Here is an 18,757-nt window from a genome sequence, read left to right as displayed (position 1 = left end):
CTTAACAGGTAAACTCAGTCTCTGAGTCCCAAGTCTCAGCTTTTTCTGGCGGAGAAAAAATAATTATATTTTCTCAAGTTCTTGATTTTGTGTACGCGACACACGCAAAATCAAGAACTTGGAGAAAAATAGCAAGCCCGTTGGTACAGCGCTTTGCGCTTGAATCAGCCACGGTTATTTTTGTGAGAGCCGCGCGGAGTGCGGCTCTCACAAAAATAACCAGATTTTAAGCGCTTGAAAAGCACTGTAATTTAACAATAGAACTTTTAATAGGGTTTCTCGTATTCGTAATTCCTACCAAAAACAGTTAAATAACCTCAGTTCGGGATAAGCTGCAGTGCTCATTTTGGCGTGCGCAAAGCGCACGCCAAAATGAGCGTTTTCGAGTGCCGCGCAACGCGCGGCACTCGAAAACGCCCTTAACCCGAACTCAGGTTAAATAGATACACACAAATCTTACCGTGCAGGGCTCGAAACCACCTTTAGCCCCAACTCAGGTTATTCAATAAAAAAGAATTCTGATTTTGCTATCGCTTCACGGCAGTCAAATCAGAATTCTGTGTTTTAAAGCAAGGAATGAGCACGATGAGAGCTACCCTCTCTAGTTGTTGCCAAACAGCTTGTACTAGAGAGAGAGGTATGGCAAACGCACCCCTCTCTCTAAAACCTAGCGGAAGCGATCGGGATTCAAGCGCTGGCCCCCTGAACCGGCAGGCCCATTCAAATATTCACCTGTGCCACCGTCCGCTGGTGAAAGAAAAGGACGCAGGTTAATTCCATCAGAGCTGCTAGAGCCCCGGCGAGGCGTACCCGGGAAGCCAAGCACTTCGCCGATTTGGCCTAGAATGTCATCGGCATCGTCATTGAAGGTGGTGACAGCATCCGTCCGTTGACCACTATCAGCAACAACCAGGTTTTCAAAGACGCGATCGCGCGTCGCCAACGGATCTTGCCCTGGCGGCACCGTCAACACAATGCGGCAACCAGAAGCCCGCTCAGTGGTCACACAAATAGTGTTGTACCCGTTTTCCGTACCCGTTTGCAATTCCAGCAATCCATCAGGACGGTAGGATTCCAGACGGCGACTAATTTCAGCACAGCGCAGTTCAGGGGTCCAGCCACCGCCCAATTGGGTCGGCTCCGCCCAGGGATATTGAGCGTCTGACTCGTTCTCTGGAGTGTAGACCACGACATATTGCCCATTTACCACCTGACAGCTAAACCGCACGTCGTTAAGGCTTGGCTGACTGCTCTGTTTTGTTGCAGTCCCATCCACAGAAGCCGCCAGAACGGCAACTCCCATACCAACCCAGGCTGCGACCGTTCCCGCTGTAACCACCCATGCTTTCCAACCCATGACTGCCCTTCTCCCATCAAAATTGCCGGAATCTAAGCGCTGCCCAGATCGGGAGTGCTTTTGTATTGATTTGACGCTATCAGAGCCTTAAAGTTCCCAAATATAGGATAAAACCCGTACCCAGAGGGTTTACACGACGCAATTCTTCTCACTGCAAAGTTGACGGCACAATCTAACGGCTAAACGTGGGGGTGTCGCCTGGCATACGCCGATGGGTACTTTAGAACTAAGGCAAGTTTTAAAGCTCACGTTCTGCCGAGGCAGAATCAAGCTTTGAAGCAAACCTTGATTGGCCATATAGTTCTGGCGACAGGTTTTGACCCTTTGTAGAACTTATGGGCCTGGTTTGTGAGGTTTGTCCATGTTTGGCATAGCCATCAGGAAAACACCTCACCCATCAGGTAGAGTTATAGGGCGCACGGGAAATTGAGGTAAAGTTTTATAACGATTTTTCTGTGACGCTTGATACAATGGATGGTTGAGAGAGATAACGCGATTTCCCCATGGCATTGGGGTCATGGTCGGAGGTTGTTTGACACTCACTGCCGGATTGGGAACCTGCAGTTTGGGTTTTCTCCTTCAAAGAAACGTCTGCCCTCGGAGGTGTAGCTCACGTTTGAATGCTGCACTCTTGAGAAAGCAGAGTTTAGCAACGTTGGTTCTAGAGTTTGGCAACTGGCTATTTTTAGCCAGTTTTTTTATTTGTACCTACTCTGCCATGGACTATTCGGTATTATTTAGCACATGCTTGCGGCAGAACTTTTTTGCATGATAGCGCGGTATAGCTAAATTCGCCTACGTAAGGGCCTGTGTTCTTATCCCATAACATCCCTTAACTTTGCGTGCGCGAAATATATGCAAAATCAAGGCCTCGAAAAAGATATTCAGACTAATTTTGTATTCAGTTTGCTAAAACCGGTAGTGTTCTAGGCGTGTGAATGCGATGTAGTGAAAGGGGCACTTTGTGCCCCCTTTCACCACATCGCATTCGCATCTTTGAAACATGACCAAATTTTGTCTTACCGGAAATAGCTGCAGTTACAGAGTCGGAATATAACCCTAAAAATTCATGCCAATTACCCGGCATTTGGTCAGGGTTAGGGAATATTGAAATAGTAATGCTGATCAGAGCTTTTCCGTTCTAGGGTAAGCAGAACAACCCGGCAGTCCATGACAAAAATTCTATTGATCGAAGATGATCCCGTTGTGCAGGCGCTGATCATCAAGTTACTTCAGTCAGAAGGTTTTGAGGCGATCGCCGCCATCAATGGTGAAGAAGGGCTTGAGGTCGCATACCAGGTTCTTCCGGATCTAATTTTGTGTGACGTCATGATGCCTATCTGCGATGGCTACGAAGTGTTGCGGCGGCTGAATGAAAATCCCATAACAGCTTGCATTCCATTCATTTTTCTGACAGCCAAAGCTGAGCAGGCCGAACGACGCCAGGGGATGAACCTGGGAGCGGATGATTACCTCAGCAAGCCTTTTCGTCGAGAGGAATTACTGCGGGCCATTACAGCACGTTTAACAAAGCGGCAGGCAGTCGTAGAGCCTTACCAGGCCGAAATGCAACGGGCTGTCACCACCCTGGAGCACATGATGTACCACGATACGGTAACGCAACTGCCGAATCGTCCGTGGTTTGTGCGTCAGGTTGGTGACACCCTCCAGTCAGAGCTGTCAGCCCTTCCCCTGGCGGTGCTGGTCATCCAACTTCTTTGGGGAAACACCCCTGATCAAGACCCCGTTCCTCTGGGCGGGCTGTTGCAGCAGGTTACCAGCCGCCTGCAACAGAGTTTGGGAGATGAATACCCCATAGCTTATTTGGGACACCAGTGCTTTGGGGTATTGTTGCGATCGCTCTCTCACGAACAGGAGGCCGATCAGACTGCTCGGGCACTGCTACGAATCCTGAGTGCCTCCTATCAGACATCAGGGCCGTCTGTTGAACCAAAAGTGCATGTGGGTTTGGCCTATGGCCAGGCAGACACGACTGGGCCTGAGCACTTGCTCCTTCAGGCAGAAATGGCCCTGAAGCGAATTCAGCGCAAGTCTGGCCATCATGTAGCCCCTTATGACCCAGCCCAGGATATTGTGTGGACTGACCCGGCGGCGATCGCCAGCCAACTCACCCGCGCCTGCGCCAGCCAGGAATTTGCCCTCTACTATCAGCCCCAAATCAACCTCATCACACAAAAAATTGTTGGTGCCGAAGCTTTATTGCGGTGGAAGCACCCAACTCTGGGCCTATTACGCCCCACCAGTTTCCTGTCCATTGCGGAGGAAAGCAATCTGCTTCCCTTTATGGGGGCATGGGCGATGCGTCATGCCTGTCGACAGGCGAAGCAATGGCAGGACAAATATCGTCTTTCCTTACGGGTGGGGATCAATCTTTCCCTCGCAGAACTCCAACAAGAAAACTTTTTCGAGCAAACCGCCCAGATTCTTCGGGAAGTCGACCTCAACCCCGACCTGCTGGTACTGGAGGTCAGCGAAAATCATCTCATGATGCCCAACGAGATGATGCAGGAAACGCTGCGACGCCTTCGATATGTTGGTATTCATATTTATATGGATGACGTAGGGACGGGATTTTCCTCCTTCGGCTTCCTGAAAAGATTGCCTCTGACCGCTCTCAAGATTGATAGCAGTCTGGTAGCCATGATTACTCGCGATGACGGCAGCGAAACCTTGACCAACGCGGTCATTGCGATCGCCCAAAACCTATCCTTAAAGGCGATCGCTGAAGGGGTCGAAACCAAAGCCCAGGCCGATTTCCTTCGACAAAATGGTTGCCATGCTGCCCAGGGCGAATTTCACAGCCCGCCCCTGAACGCAGAGGAGTTTGAGGCGTTGTTAATTCAGGATCGGTTGTGAACTCCTGGTTCAAAAAAGATGGGGTACGACGTTGAACGTCGTACCCCATCTTTTTTATAAGAGCTATTCTGGCTCTCGCCACAAAACTGTGCGCTCGCTTAAGGGTTGCACCGTCGCACCTGGGAAGTAAAACTCCAAAATGCGGGATGCCGGCCAGTTGAGTCGGCCCAAGTTCATCGCACCATACTGGCTGAGCCCAACTGCATGGCCCCAACCGCCGCCAACAAAGGTGTACCCCTTAAGGATACGGGTCGGAGTAGGACTGGGCGATGCGGCCGGCGCTGGCAACGCAGGTACTTCTCCCTGAGCAACTTCGGAACTCGCATTGGCTACCGGGGGGCTGGGAGCCACCGAAACAGGGCTGGGAGCAGGGCTAGGGGAGGATGGCAGCACTTCATAAACGGGATCCAGGTAAAACAGAGTGCTACGAGGGGCCGAAAGTGCTCGCAAAACCTCATCTTTTTCCAGGATCACAGAACCTCGATCGGTTACCACCTCTATTTGCTGTACCCGTCCCCCCGAGGAGCGCTCCGCTACCCGGAGTTGCTCTACGCGGCTCAGATTAGCCAGAGGGTGTTGTTTGGTGGACAGGTATTCTTTGATATCCGCTGTGATCTGGGCGACATCACTGGCTTCTCGCCAACGGAACAGGTCACGCCCGGTCTCGTTGAACCCCTCTTGAAGATTGAGGAAGGCGCGCAGGTTAGCTTCATCAGAAAGAGGTCGGGTTTGCAAATCCCAAACATTCTGCACCGCATCAATGCGGGGACGCAGATAAGGGCGATCGGGGCCGTTCCACACGTTGGAGAAAGCGGCCGTAACCCCACCCGATGTTGAAGAATAGAGGGCATCCACCAGTTCATTCTGATAGGTCAGCACTTGCCCTTGGGTGGCGGCGATCGCCCGATCGGTCGAGGTCGCAGCCCCGCTCAAGCCACGATACACCTGGCATTGGGTATCGGCACAAAGCTGGTAGTTATCAATCGTAAAGCGGCGCAGGTTTCGTAGCGCATAGGTACGCGCCAGAATGGCCTGGGCCTCAATAGCAGAATTGGGAGCCCCAGAGCCAATCTCAAAGGGAACAACCCCGCGCAGGTAGGTTTCGATATCGACCGTGTTGACCAGAGTGTAGGTGCCGTAGGCATTGGGCTGTAACCGCAGGCTCCCAGCAAACAGTTGCCGACCCTCCGAGCTGTTGATTTCGTTGACGTAGACGCGGTTGTTGCTGGGGGCGATCGCCACCTGATCCGCTACGACTCTCGTTCCATTCACCACAAACCCGGCCAGGGGAACTTCACGACGGATCTGACTGTCGAGAAATACAGTGCGTCCACCCTGAGCCTGCACATTTTGCAGCAGCAACCGTCGCAGTAGCGGCGTAGAATAAGTTTCCCGTTTAGCCCATACCTGCCACTGCCGGGGTTGGGCGATTTCCACGTCTAGCCCCTGAGCTTTCCAATAGTTGGCACTGTCTTCAGCGCTTTCAAAGCTGCGATGGGTACTCAGTACGACTCGTTCCACCTGCTCGGGTTGGGCCAGGGGTTGGGGCACCACCTCGATCTGCACGGGTTCTGTCGTCGCAACCGTCTGGTTACCACCGTTGCCCTCAAATTGAAGGGTGAGCTGGCCCCCGGCGGGTTCCAGGGTGATGCGATCGCTTCGTTCTTTCCCAAACCGCTGCACAATGCCCACCTGAATAGACGGATTATAGGCCGTTTGGGCCTGGGCACTGGAAGGGAAAAGGCCCGTCAGGGCGATCGCGATCAATCCCAGACCCGACCAGGGCCATGGCGGCAAGAATCGGGACTGAGTGAGTACGTTGGAAGGCAAATTTGCTATTTTTTTATTTTCTAAAGGTGTATTCGTTGGGGATACACGAGTCTGTTTTCTATCGCCGTTTCCAGGGGAGTGCATGGATTTTTGGCCTCAATTGACTCGAACGTTAATAAGATTCCACAGTCATGAAACCCAGGGGAATGACGTCAGGAGTTTGAGGATTGCTCCCGATGCCGTCATCATTTTAATCGCACGATGTTACAGGGTGGACAAGGATATTGCTAGCCAATTTTTCCTAAAATCGCACAACTTATCACTAGATGGCGGAAGCTGTTGTGCTGAGTGGGCTGGACGTGGTGCCATAGGGGGTCAGTAGAGCCGTCAACAATGTTAGATCCACCGGGCTATGCTGGATGGAGGTAGGGGCGGAAGGATCATCATGAGATTCTTCCACACCTACCCATCCAGAAGCGGGAAATGGTCCCTAAGATCCTTAAAATACTAAAACCCAAACCGTTGTCCGGAAGGATCTACCACGCTAATGGGAAAAATAACCGCCTTTTAGGAATCTCAATTAATATTGAGGCAATAGGAACAAGTTACCCCAATCGGTTACAAAAACAGCATTACAGCGTCTATTTCATCATCTCTTAAGAACAATCCTTTGGGTATTGTTTAACACCAGCAAGGTAAGTCTCAGTCGGTTCAGCAGAAAACGTCGATAGCAACTTTTTATTTTTATTGGGAATCGGTCCGTGAATTCGCAACAGGCTCAAATCCAGGAACTGATCCAGTCCATTGATGCAGCGCTGCGTAAAGCCAGCCCCCGTTTGCCCTGGGTGATGGCGGGGGAATCTGAACAACAGCGGCAACTTCTGGAGCGCACACGACAGTATCTGGTCAGCCTCCAGCAAGCCAATTTGAAACCTGAGTTGTCCAATCCCGTGCCGATGGCAACCTTGTCTGGAGACCCAGCTCTAGGCCCTGTCAACTCGACGGCTTCGGCACAGTCGCCTGGGGAGTCAGCTCAGCAGGTTTTGCAGGCCGTATTGCAAGAGGTGACTTACCTGCGCACCAACATCATGCAGCCCATGCGGGGTGAGGTCGAAGACCTGCGCCAGCGGAGGGATTCCCTGGTCAGCGAAATTCGGGAACTGGAAGCGCAGCGTCAACAATATGCTCTTCCGCCCCAGGTCGATACCCAACAGCAACAGCAAGCCCTGTCCGAATTTCTGCAATCTTTAATGGGGCGGTTGCAGGAAAATCTGACGGTGCAGGTCGCAGAAATGCTCACCACCCTGGAGTCACGAACACTGCCCCCGGCTAACTCAGCCCCCCCAGAGCCCGCTCCGCCAGCCGATGCTGCCCGCTTTGCCAGCTATATCCCACCCCTTACGCCCCAGGAACGGCTGGATCAACTGCAGCGAATTCAAACCCAGTCTGATCAACTGCTGCTGAAGCTTGATACAACGCTGCGGGTTATTTTTGAGTCCTTACAACGCAACATTCAGACCTACGAAGACTCCCTCAGCCAGGGGCTGGATAAGATGCACACGCTGGGGCATCAGGGAGAAGCTATTTTCACAGCCCTGGTCAATCGCTTGGCTCAGCAGTTAGGGCGGGAAGCGTCGCAATATTTGCAATCCTCCCTGGAAGGAACTGACTGGCAAGCATTACCGGGTTCCAGCGGACAACGCCTGCCAGCAAGCTCGCGAAGCGATACCAGCTCCCTCGATTCTTTAATCAGTGAGTTGGCCGGGAGTGAAGCTACTATCTTGCAACCGCCAACGGGCATGGGGGCATCCTCCGGGCTTAGCGACTTGAATCAAGCGGTGAACGACCTGGAGCTGGTATCATCCACTCCTGACTTGGGGGATTTGGACCCAGGCGAAATGACCATGTTCCAGGTGGATGAGAGCTTAGCAGCGACTCGCTTCCAGGATGATGACATGACCATCTTCCAAATCAATGAGGCGGCGATCGCTCCCCTGGAAGAAATTCCCCTCGACGATGTTTCCCTCGACAACTCCATTGGCGACATTGACTCTGCCCTGGAATTGCTGAACCAGATCAGCACAGAGTTAGAAACGGAAGACGATGCCGCGGATACTGCCCCCGTAGCATCACCCGAAGGAATTTATGATGAGTTAGATGCCCTTTACCAGAGCCTCTTTGGAGCGGATGTAGCTCCGAGTGAGGACATAGAACCGCCTGTAGATCGCCATATTGCCGATGCGGAACAAGCCACCAACAGCGAGATAGAAGCCACAAGTTTAGAAGCTGGCGAGGATCTTGGGGCTATTGGCGATTTTGAAAGTCAGTTTTTTGAGGGGCTAGCAGACCTGTCAGCAGAGCCTGCCGAGTTTTCCCCAGAAGAATTCCAGTTACCAGCATCCGGGGATTTTTCACAGGAATCCAATCAAACCATCGAACAGTTACTGTTTGACGAGGTGCCTGTAGCGGACGGTGGTGAGCAAGAAGATACTCAACTACTTAATGCAGAGCGCGCAGCTGCTAACCAACACATGCCAGCGGATGTCATTTCTTCCCTGGAAGATTTGATTGCGTTGTCAGATACGGCTGCTTCTCTGGATGCTTTGCGTTCTGAAGGAAGCCTGCCAGAAGATGCCTACATTCCAGCATCTCCGGATGAAGATCTATTAGTCAGTGAGGCCGTGGTTGAGACACCTCGGGTTGAGCTTCAGGTGGATGAGGACGTACTTCAGCAATTAGACGCCGAACTGTCAACATTGGAAGGCCGTGCCTCCGGTGAAGAGACTGAAGAGTTTTCCTTTCTGTCTGACTTATCAGCAGACGAACCGGAAGATATTTCTACCAGTTTAGAAGATGCATTCCGCGAGCTTCCGGACGAGGAACCTATTTCTCCGGAGACAAGGCTACCTGAGATGGAGGGTGACGATGCATTCCTAGAAGAGGAGCTCAGCACCCCTAGTTCAGACTCATTTCCTGTGGAGGACGAGCCCCTGCTGGAAGATCTCCTGCTAGGAGATCTTGCCTCAGACAACATTGAAGAGGAAACCCTGGAACTACTGGAAGACGAGCTTCATGACACAGCAACCGAGCCAGAGGAAGCAGCTCCGGAAGATCAATCAACCACTGAGTTACCCAGCGGGCCTTGGAGTGCGTACGTCACTACCGATGAGGATTTATTAGGGGAGCCTGCCCCAGAGGTTGAAGCACTGGAGCTAGACATATTCCTCACTCAAGAGTCTCTGATGGAAGACTTCGGTTCAGAGGAGGACAATGAGCAGACCACGGACTTCTTCCCAGAAGCAGAGACTCCTGAAGCCTTGCTCGAAAGCCTCATGGAAGATCTTCCTTTGACGGTCTTTGAGGAGGAAAACCTTCCCCCTGTAGATGATGCCCTGATCGATCGACTTATCGAGGAAACTCCACCGACACCGCTGGAAACGGAGGAAGAGGAATTAAATTTATCTACCTTCCTCACCGAGGACGTTGAATCGTTCCCTGAACCATCAAGCTCTCCCTCAGCGGATCTAGATGAGCAATGGCTTGTCTCTGTTGATGACTCTGATGAGCAGGGCAGCACCTTAGCAGAACTCACGGAACCTACCTCTGAGGATTTGGATGAGGAGTGGCTTAATCTCTCCACGGCTGATGCTGATGAGCAGAGCGATATCCTAGCCGGTTTTCCTGAATCCACCTCTGAGGATTTGGATGAGGAGTGGCTCAATCTCTCCACAGCCGGCTCTGATGAGCAAAGCGATGCCCTAGCAGAACTGCCTGACACGTCCTCCGAGGATTTAGATGAGGAGTGGCTCGATCTCCCCACGGCTGATGCTGACGAGCAGAGTGATGCCCTGGCAGAACTCACAGAACCAACCTCAGAAGAATTAGACGAAGCGTGGCTCAATCTCTCCACGGCTGATGCTGATGAGCAGAGTGATGCCCTGGCAGAACTCACGGAACCAACCTCAGAAGAATTAGACGAAGCGTGGCTCAATCTCTCCACAGCTGATGTTGAGGAGCAGAGCGATACTCTGACAGAGTTATCTGAGGCCACCGCCGAGGATTTGGATGAGGAGTGGCTCAATCTTTCCACGGCTGATGTTGAGGAGCAGAGCGATGCCCCAGCAGAACTCACGGAACCCACCGGCGAGAATTTGGATGAGGAGTGGCTCAATCTCTCGACGGCTGATGCTGATGAACAAAGCGACATCCTGGCAGAACTGCCTGACACGTCCTCTGAGAATTTAGATGAGGAGGAGTGGCTCAATCTCTCCACAGCTGATGCTGACGAGCAGAGTAATGCCCTGGCAGAACTCACGGAACCCACCGGCGAGAATTTGGATGAGGAGTGGCTCAATCTCTCTACTCCTGATGCTGATGAGCAAAGTGACATCCTGACAGAACTGCCGGATACGTCCTCTGAGAATTTAGATGAGGAGTGGCTCAATCTCTCTACTCTTGATGCTGATGAGCAGAGTGATGCCCTAGCAGAACTCACGGAGCCCACCATCGAGAATTTGGATGAGGAGTGGCTCAATCTCTCCACGGCTGATGCTGATGAGCAGAGTGATGCCTTGTCAGAATTCGCTGAGCCCACCTCCGAAGAATTGGACGAAGCATGGCTCGCTCTCTCTACAGTTGACACGGATGAACAGGGCAATACTCTGACAGAGTTACCTGAACCCACTGCCGAGGATTTAGATGAGGAGTGGCTTAATCTTTCTACTCCTGATGCTAATGAGCAGAGCGATGCCCCAGCAGAACTCGTTGAGCCCACCTTAGAAGAATTAGACGAAGCGTGGCTGGATCTCTCCACGGCTGATACTGATGAGCAGGACGATACTCTGACAGAGCTGCCTGAGGCCACCGATGAGGATTTGGATGAGGAGTGGCTGAAGCTCTCCACGGCTGGTGCTGATGAGCAGAGCGATATTCTGGCAGAACTGCCTGACACGTCCTCTGGGGATTTGGATGATGACCTGGATCAGGCTTGGTTAAATCTATCCACATCTGACTCTACAGAGCAAGATGATGTCTTACAGAATTTGGCTGAAGCTCCTACTGGCGTCACAAGCGACGAATGGCTTGATTTATCGACCGCGACAGACGAACAGGGTGAACCTCCTGAGGATCCATCCACTACTTCAGCCGATGCCTTATTAGATGTTGACCTTGATCTACCATCTCAACCTGTGGAGCTGTCCTTCGAGGAGGAGCTGAACATTTCTGGGGAAAGCCCAGAACCCACAGCAACATCCCTCGACGAGGACTTATTTGGGTTTGGCATAGACCTCCCAGAACTTACAGATAGCGCACCGCCCCCGCCGCCTCTCTTCTTAGAAGACGTGGAGCAACTTTCCCCAAGTGCTGCACCTGAAGGAACGATTGCGTTTGTACCGCTCGAGCCTTTACTGCCACCCGACCGGGAGGACCTTACCCTGGAGGATTTCCAGGATGTGATGACAACGCCTCCTGCTAGCATTGAAGATTTGCTAGCGGAATGGCCCGATGACGCAGGGATCGATCCAGAAGAAAGCCCTGCTGTTAACGAAACCCTGCCCCTGGAAAATCCTGTTCTCCCGTTGGTGCCCGTTGACACTCTTGAGGCAACTCCCGATACGACTCTGGAGTTGTCCTCCGATGCGGTCACGGAAGATACCCTGGATAGCTTCGCGGATGCATTGGATACAGCACCAACTCCAATGGAATTGGCTGCCTGGTTTGACGGGGTTGAGGAAATTCCTCCAGCCATTGAGGTAGCTCCTCCTGGAGCTCAGGACACCTCCTTAGACGATGCATCCTTGTTCCTGGAAACCTTCGGTGCCGAGGTTCCGCCGGAACCCAGTCTGGATGATAATGCCTTTACCCTGGATGGGTTGGGAGAACTGTTTGAGAGTGTACCGAACAGTATCGCAGAGGCACCAATAGGGTCTGCCTCTGAACCTGAAGACACTCCGAATACATCTCCAGCACCCCCCTTGGGAACGGATTTTGATCAAGCGGGCATTGACCTGTACGACGAAGAACTCTTAGAGCCTGGCTCAGAAGAGTCAAAAAAAAAAGACCTAGACGATCGCCCCCTCGAGGATTCGGTCGCCCCGATCGAAACGGCTCCGGGCCCAGTTGAAGTTGTCCCTGATGCGGCCGCCCCGATCGACCCCAGTCTGGATTACCCTTCTGAGCTGATTCTGCAGGCCATAGGCTTACAGGCGGATGAGACGGAAACGAATTCCGTAGCCTTACCCGATGACGTCGAGCCAGATTTGGCATTGCTGGACCTAACCGCAGATCTCGAGGATGAAGAAGACGAAGTCGACCCGGAACTGGCAGCGTTGTTTCAACGACTACAGCGATCGCCCCTCGACCTTTTCGATAGCGAAGACCCCCTGGGCGATCGCCTGGAGTTACTGCGCGACCAGGAAGATGACCTGGATTCCCTCATCTTTTCGGTGACCGATCCCCTGGAAGACGACGCAACCCTCTTCGCCCCACCATCACTAACGGGTGCCTCCAAGCGAGTGCCGCCTCGTTCAACCTGGTATTTGGGCATTGATCTGGGTACCACAGGTATTTCTGCGGTACTGCTACACCGTCCAACCGCTACGGTGTACCCAATATTCTGGTTGGAGCTGAAGTTGCCTGGCCCTATCCACGGCGGCTTACCCATCCCTGAAAGAACCTACCGCCTGCCCATGGCGGTGTATGTTACTCCCACCAGCACCGGGGACATGGAGGGGTCAGAGGTCGCGATCGCCTCTTTGACCATTACTCGGCAGGAATTCAGCCATCCCACCCGGCAGCCCTTACGCGACTTCAAGTCTGCCCTGCGGGTGGGCATCCCCTACTACACAGCCAACGCCGCACATTGGGAACCGGTTCTGCAATGGTCAGACCAGCGCACCATCCCTCTTAGCACCCTGCACCAGGCGCTGAGGGCTTTACTAACCAGTCTCAACTATACGAGCCCTGACTCCACAACGGGTTCAGATACCTCTGTACTCAGTTGTGGAGCAGTGGGACTTTCCGATGACACTCTGCAACAAGCCTTGAAAGAGCTAGCTGGGGTCATGGTCAGCTATCCAGCAGCCTGGTCGGATACCTATCGCTTTAATGTGCGCGAGGCGATCTTGGCAGCGCGGTTAGTGGATGACCCAGCCCAAATTTATCTGGTAGAAGAAAGCACAGCCACATTGCTCTCGGCTCTGGCTCCTGAGGATGCGGTGACCTTACCCAGTAACCTGACTCCCAATCCGGATCTCTTCCAGGCCCACTGGCAGGGAGGAACGCTGGTGATGAATGGCGGAGCTAGCGTGACCGAATTGGCGCTCGTCAATCTGCCCGAACACTTGCAGCGGCTATCTCCTACAGACATTACACGGCGCACTCTTCCCTACGGTGGGAATGCCCTGGATCAAGACATTATCTGTCAGTTGATCTATCCGGCCTGGGTACGACAGGCCAATCGGACTAGCCAGGATCGGGCGGCTATTCTGCCAGAGGGCGGCTCGACGTTTCAGGCAGGTGAGGATCTGGACTGGGCAGATCCGTGGGCAGCTCTGGGCTGGGAACATCTGGCTCTGCCCGTCGTGGGCGATCCCGATGCAGCCAATCGGCAAATTTTGCAACAGCGGTTGTTAGGGGCAGGGGTAGGCTCGGGGCTGCTGGAAGCGGCCCGTTACTTGAAGCTGACCCTGCAACAACAGGAAAGAGGATACGTCACCCTGGGTGGGGTATCCCTGACTATCAACCGCCAGGATTTAGGGAGCCGGGTATTGTTACCCTACATCCAGCGGCTCAACCGCGAATTGAATGGCCTGCTGACTCAAACGGGGATTCCTGTGTTGCAGGTGAACCAGGTGTTATGTACAGGTGGCTCGGCATCATTCGCGGCGATCGCCCGCTGGCTACGTCAAAAGCTACCCAACGCCACCATTGTTCAAGATACCTACACGCAACCCGAAGCTCCACAGCACAATCACCTCTCCATCTGTAGCCGAGTTGCCTACGGGCTGGCCGCAGTCCCCCTGCACCCTCAGGTGATTGATCAGGGTCACCATCGCTATAGCGACTATTTCTTGCTGATGGAATTGCTGCGGATTTTCCCAGATACCCCCACGACTTTAGAGGGGATATTGCGCATGCTGGAGCAACGTGGGATTGATACCCATACCTGTCAGGCGGCGATCGTGGCTCTTCTAGAAGGGCATCTCCCTTCGGGCCTCGTACCGACCGATGGAGAGGCTGGAATGTTGGCTCCCACATCTCAACACAATGCTGATTATCAGGCGCTTTTGGCAGCTCCTCTGTTTGTGCGAGAAGTGGATCAAACCTATCGGCCTAATCCTCATCAATGGCAAGTCTTCCGTCGTCATTTGGACACGATTTTGGCAACCAGCTATCAGAAGCTTGCTACGCCATTAAATTTCGCATTGGATACAGCCCAGAGGCTTCAGTAATCCACTGCAAGGCTTTTGACAGGTGAGATGTGACAGGCTTTGCTCACCATATCCCACTCGTCAGAATGGGTATGGTGACGTAGTAGCCCCTTTTGATGGTTGTAACAAGCAAGGTTAAATGCACACAATAAAAGTGTTGTGGCGCAATGCGCCACAACACTTTTATTGTGTGCATTTAATACGACATTATATTATTCATTCCAAACAAGCTGGAGCGTCAGGCTGTTCCTGGGCTTTTTAGGAAACTTTTCAGAATTGAGCCAAGCACCACCACCACAAGAATGACCACTGTTCCCAAACCTAACGGACTGGGAACCCAGAAAACAACCTCTAAATGGCTGGCCTCGGAGGTTTTCAGCGTCCAGGTTAGATTGCGGTTCCAGGAGGAGCGTTGGGGTAGGGCACTACCGGGCATCACGCGCGCGCCCCAGGGAGTATTCAGGCTAAAGTCGAGTTCTAGCAACGCTCCAGGACCGACAAGGACATTGCCATTGGGGGCGAGCAACCCGAGCGATCGCACATCCAGGTCATAGACCAATCGATTGCGCTGCACCAACAACCCATTCTGCTCCTCCAGGGCAAGGTGCGAGACAATCTCGGGCCACACCATGGCTTCCGTGTCCTCGTCTTCCTCGGTCGTGGCTATCGAGGGGGGCTCAAAAAAGCGGTTGAACTTATGGGTTAACTCAGCCCCATTTGTAAAGGGAATTCGAATGCTTAACTCTTCCAGGGAACGGCGACGAGCCTTACCCCCCAGTTCCTTCGTCCGTCGCTCCAGACTACGGAGCCAGTCGCGGGCGATCGCCTCGTTAAAGGTCGTGACCGATTCTCCCAACCGAATCCGTTGCACAATTTCCCCGCGCGTCTGGCTGAAGTAATTGATCCCCAGGTCGTAACGAACACAGCCAGAGAGACCCAACATGGCAACAAGAGCGAGCAGGAACGGAAGGAAACGTTTCATGGGCAGAGGGTGTAAAAACTAATTTGTGTAAGCAATGGCTCATCCATCACTCACACAAATCGGTTTCATTGTATCGGTGATTCTTAACGTCCGTACCAGAACAACCCACCCAGAATTAGCAGAATCGCCCCCAGAACAAACCAGACAAAGCCATTGTCGCCGGTGTCTACCTGGCTTAGATCAACCGGTTCTTTCGGAAAGGTGGGCTGAGATTTGGGTGGGGCTTTGGGAGCACGATTCACATAGGCGCTTTGGGCAGTGCGATCGCCCTCATCCAGATTACTTAACTCTGGAATTTGGGTCAGCCACTCAGGACGGGTTTTCAGGCGGGGAGCCTTGAGAATGTAGAGGAGTCGGCTGGCTTCCTTGCGGGTGTCGTAATGGGGATGTTTGGTAATGGCTTCGCAGAGGGCGACCGCCTCGGCCCGCTGCTCCAGCGCTTCGTAAGCTGTAACCAACCAGATCTGAGCCTGCCCACCCAAAGGTGTGTTCGGGCCAGCCTGAGCCGTAGCCTGTGTCAGTCGCTCCACGGCTTCGCGATAACGGCCTCGCTCAAAGGCATCGCGCCCAGACTGATAATTTTGGCGTGCCTGTGCCAACAACTCGGAAGAAGTCATACCCTGCTCATCGAAATAGGAACCAGAAGCCTTAGCCCCCTGACGTTATTCTAAAGGATGCTTCAAAATTCTCGGGTTGGCGGGAATAGGCCGGCTATCCTCTCAAGAAACTTCCAGGGATATGAGCGAGTGGAGGGCGATCGCTCTCCACTCGCTCATTCGCTTCTAATAAACACGCCTATTTCCTTCATATTTCACTAGTAGGCTACGGCCTAAGTCCGTAACCTATTTGTCTGTGGGGGTACGAAGCACCCCCACAGACAAATAGGTTATATATTTACGCCTCAGCGTACTAGGTGGAACCGTGGAGCGGTTTTACCAGTAAAGATCTCATGACGTGTAGGTCCTGTTTACGATAAACGTTGCTGCGAGTGCGCCACCAGGCGGGTACCGTCTAGGGTGGCATCCATTAGAGTCACATCTTTCATCTGAGCATCTTCAAAATCTACATGGGTGAGATTGGCCTCTTGAAAGCTCACCTGCCAAAGCACTGCCCCACAAAATTGAGCGCCTGTCAAATCGGCATGATCAAACCGGGCTCGATTCACATAGGCTTCGTGGAAACAGACTTTTTGCAAACACGTGCCAATTAACGTGGCATCTGTTAAATCGGCTCCCTGAAGATTTGCCTCCACTAAATTGGCTTCGTTCAGATTAGCCTCCCGTAGAAAAGCCCCGCTGAGATTAGCTCCTCGCAAATCAGCTCCACTTAAGTCGGCACCACTCAAGTCAGCCCGGCGCAGGTCTACTCCTCGCAAATCCATCCGGCGCAGATCAGCATGAAGCAGATGTGCCCCCTGAGAGAACTCCAAACCAGGAATCTTGCTCGGTTGAGCGGGTTCCGGTACTTGAGCATTCCATGAAGGCAAGCGGCTTTCGGCCACGCCTTCCTCTTGAAGGTCTACCTCCTGTAATACAGGCAGTCCAGCCAATAGGTGCCGATCCTCGCTGATATGGGGAATTTTTAATTGAGAATCAAACATTCCCCTTTCAATGTGCCGCTGCCGTACTTTCGTAAAACTGCCGGGGGCCAAAATGCGGAGGCGGGGCGGTGGCACTTGCCCCTCTCGCACCGTGCCATAGGGGTTGTTAAATTCGCGCATCCAATATTCAAAGCGCTGGATGAAAGCCATGGGCTGCTCAAGCTGCTGGCCCTCCACCAATTCAATGTTGACTAGATAACGCGCTGGGAATTCCTGGTCGGACAAGGTGACACAGAAATCATCCAGGTGCACGTGAAACTCATGCTGAAGCTGTTGCATGACCTGCGTGACGTGAAATTCTGTAGTCTTCTCTGTCGTTGAAGACAACAGCCCTCCATGCCGATGGCGGAAGACGATGAGCGGTGTTTGCTCGTAAAATCCGACGACTTCCACAACGTCGCCAATGTCGTAGCGGTAAAAGCCACTGTAAGTGGTGACGGCTATACGGTAGCGATCGCCCACCTTCACTTCCTCGGGCAATAGCGTTTTGGGATGTTCTGCCCCCCACTGATCCGCAGGAATGAATTCAAAAAAGCCGCTTTCGATCGCCAAAATACTGCCATCGGTGTCAAAGTCGGGATACACCCCAAAGGTGGCTTCGGCAGTTCCATAAACGCCACCAAAGACTGGCGTATCTGCGAAATAATCTGGAAAGCGCTCCAGGTAAAAACCAGAGGTTCCTCCCCGAGCCGTGGTGACAAAACTAAGCTGGGGCCACGCCAGTTTTGGGGTTAACCGCCCCTCAGTCCGAAAAGCAGCTTTGAGTTGGGTTGCTCGCTGGGGATGAGCATTCCAACGCCGCTCTAGCTCAGCCCGGATATCGGGTTCGATGGGAAGCCAGGGGGCGATCGTGCCATGCTCCAAATCGTGAATCAGGGCCTCAGCGTATTCTTCCAGATAGCCGCAGGTTCGTAGGATAAGCATGGGAAAGTTCGCTACCATGCCCCTCAGTTGAGGCTCTCGCAAGGCGAATAGAAGACATACATAATGTCGGGCCAAGGTGTCGCTAATTTCTAATGCCCGAAAGGGATGGGCAAAGGCTTGCTCAAAAAGGGGCTTGCCTTTGCGAATACTACCTACACTTACAGGCCCATACTCAATACCGGCAGAGGTTCTCCCCTGTACCTGCACCGAGTTGGTGATAAACAACTTGCCAAATTTGCGATGACGACGCTTTAAACCCTCCAAGGCAAAACCCATACCTGCCAGATCAGCCCGTCGCAAAGTCTTTTGGAATCGGTGAGTTACGGGGACTTGCTTTTTCTTTCCAGTAGAGCCACTGGTGAGATTGATATAGGTCACGCGATCGGGATTGAGGATATTGTTTTCTCCCTGGGCAATACGCTCTGTATAAGGCTCATATTGAAGGTAAGACCAGAGAGGAACCTGTGCTCGAAATTGATCGATCGTTTTGATATCCTTCAGACCGAATTTTTGCCCTAATTCCGTATGCTGATGAGCTGCTAGTAACTCATGTAGGAAATGTTCCTGGGTTTCCATCATGCGCCGCGTCTTCTGAACGAAGCGGTTCTTCACATAAGATGCGTAAACAGCTAGTGCGGGGAGAGTAAAAGACATACGTCATCAACCGTAAAAACAGTTCAATTAGCGACCAAAACTAATGCACTTTCAAACTACCTGAAGGGTTATTTTTTCGTGCTTTACGCAAAAAATACCTTTAAAGTAGGCATGAATCAAAGCGATCGAACATCAGAGAACGAATGGAAGCTGCTGTGGCA

8 protein-coding genes are annotated in these 18,757 nt (G+C 52.6%); 2 read left to right on the top strand and 6 right to left on the bottom strand.

Annotation, left to right across the window (positions count from 1 at the left end; genetic code table 11):
• Window positions 1–667 precede the first annotated feature (667 nt).
• Entirely contained in the window at window positions 668–1,357 is a 690-nt protein-coding gene (locus tag NDI52_RS12560) for a COP23 domain-containing protein (RefSeq protein ID WP_190773482.1), read from the bottom strand.
• Between the two features lie 1,170 nt (window positions 1,358–2,527).
• Between NDI52_RS12560 and NDI52_RS12555 the strand changes: the two genes are divergently transcribed.
• Window positions 2,528–4,234 carry an EAL domain-containing protein gene (locus NDI52_RS12555; protein WP_190773483.1) on the top strand — a complete coding sequence of 569 codons (1,707 nt, stop codon included), beginning with the start codon at window positions 2,528–2,530 and terminating at the stop codon, window positions 4,232–4,234.
• Window positions 4,235–4,297: 63 nt separating this feature from the next.
• On the opposite strand, the gene NDI52_RS12550 is transcribed toward NDI52_RS12555, so the two are convergent.
• Window positions 4,298–6,064 carry a SpoIID/LytB domain-containing protein gene (locus tag NDI52_RS12550; protein ID WP_190773484.1) on the bottom strand — a complete coding sequence of 589 codons (1,767 nt, stop codon included), beginning with the start codon at window positions 6,062–6,064 and terminating at the stop codon, window positions 4,298–4,300.
• Between the two features lie 262 nt (window positions 6,065–6,326).
• The gene (locus tag NDI52_RS12545; RefSeq protein WP_190773485.1) at window positions 6,327–6,464 is read right to left on the bottom strand and encodes a hypothetical protein; all 138 of its coding nucleotides are present in this window, start codon (window positions 6,462–6,464) and stop codon (window positions 6,327–6,329) included.
• A gap of 301 nt (window positions 6,465–6,765) precedes the next feature.
• On the opposite strand from NDI52_RS12545, the gene NDI52_RS12540 reads away from it, so the two are divergent.
• Window positions 6,766–14,457 carry a hypothetical protein gene (locus NDI52_RS12540; RefSeq protein WP_190773486.1) on the top strand — a complete coding sequence of 2,564 codons (7,692 nt, stop codon included), beginning with the start codon at window positions 6,766–6,768 and terminating at the stop codon, window positions 14,455–14,457.
• Window positions 14,458–14,674: 217 nt separating this feature from the next.
• Here the strand turns inward: NDI52_RS12540 and NDI52_RS12535 are convergent, their stop codons facing one another.
• From NDI52_RS12535 to NDI52_RS12525, 3 genes are all read right to left on the bottom strand, one after another.
• Window positions 14,675–15,418, bottom strand: a complete 744-nt coding sequence (locus NDI52_RS12535) for a DUF3153 domain-containing protein (protein WP_190773487.1) — start codon at window positions 15,416–15,418, stop codon at window positions 14,675–14,677.
• A gap of 83 nt (window positions 15,419–15,501) precedes the next feature.
• On the bottom strand, window positions 15,502–16,035 hold the full coding sequence (locus tag NDI52_RS12530; RefSeq protein WP_190773488.1) for a tetratricopeptide repeat protein: 534 nt from the start codon (window positions 16,033–16,035) through the stop codon (window positions 15,502–15,504).
• 350 nt (window positions 16,036–16,385) lie between these two features.
• The gene (locus tag NDI52_RS12525) at window positions 16,386–18,596 is read right to left on the bottom strand and encodes a GH3 auxin-responsive promoter family protein (RefSeq protein ID WP_190773489.1); all 2,211 of its coding nucleotides are present in this window, start codon (window positions 18,594–18,596) and stop codon (window positions 16,386–16,388) included.
• Between the last annotated feature and the right edge of the window lie 161 nt (window positions 18,597–18,757).

Source organism: Leptolyngbya sp. PL-A3 (genome assembly GCF_039962325.1).
Classification (GTDB): Bacteria; Cyanobacteriota; Cyanobacteriia; order Elainellales; family Elainellaceae; genus Vacuolonema.
Note: the sequence above shows the minus strand (reverse complement) of the source record. Positions and strands in the feature narration are given on the sequence as shown.

Coding starts and splice junctions, on each gene's coding strand:
- NDI52_RS12560 (WP_190773482.1), bottom strand. CDS start 1,357: ATGGGTTGGAAAGCATGGGTGGTTACAGCGGGAACGGTCGCAGCCTGG.
- NDI52_RS12525 (WP_190773489.1), bottom strand. CDS start 18,596: ATGTCTTTTACTCTCCCCGCACTAGCTGTTTACGCATCTTATGTGAAG.
- NDI52_RS12555 (WP_190773483.1), top strand. CDS start 2,528: ATGACAAAAATTCTATTGATCGAAGATGATCCCGTTGTGCAGGCGCTG.
- NDI52_RS12530 (WP_190773488.1), bottom strand. CDS start 16,035: ATGACTTCTTCCGAGTTGTTGGCACAGGCACGCCAAAATTATCAGTCT.
- NDI52_RS12535 (WP_190773487.1), bottom strand. CDS start 15,418: ATGAAACGTTTCCTTCCGTTCCTGCTCGCTCTTGTTGCCATGTTGGGT.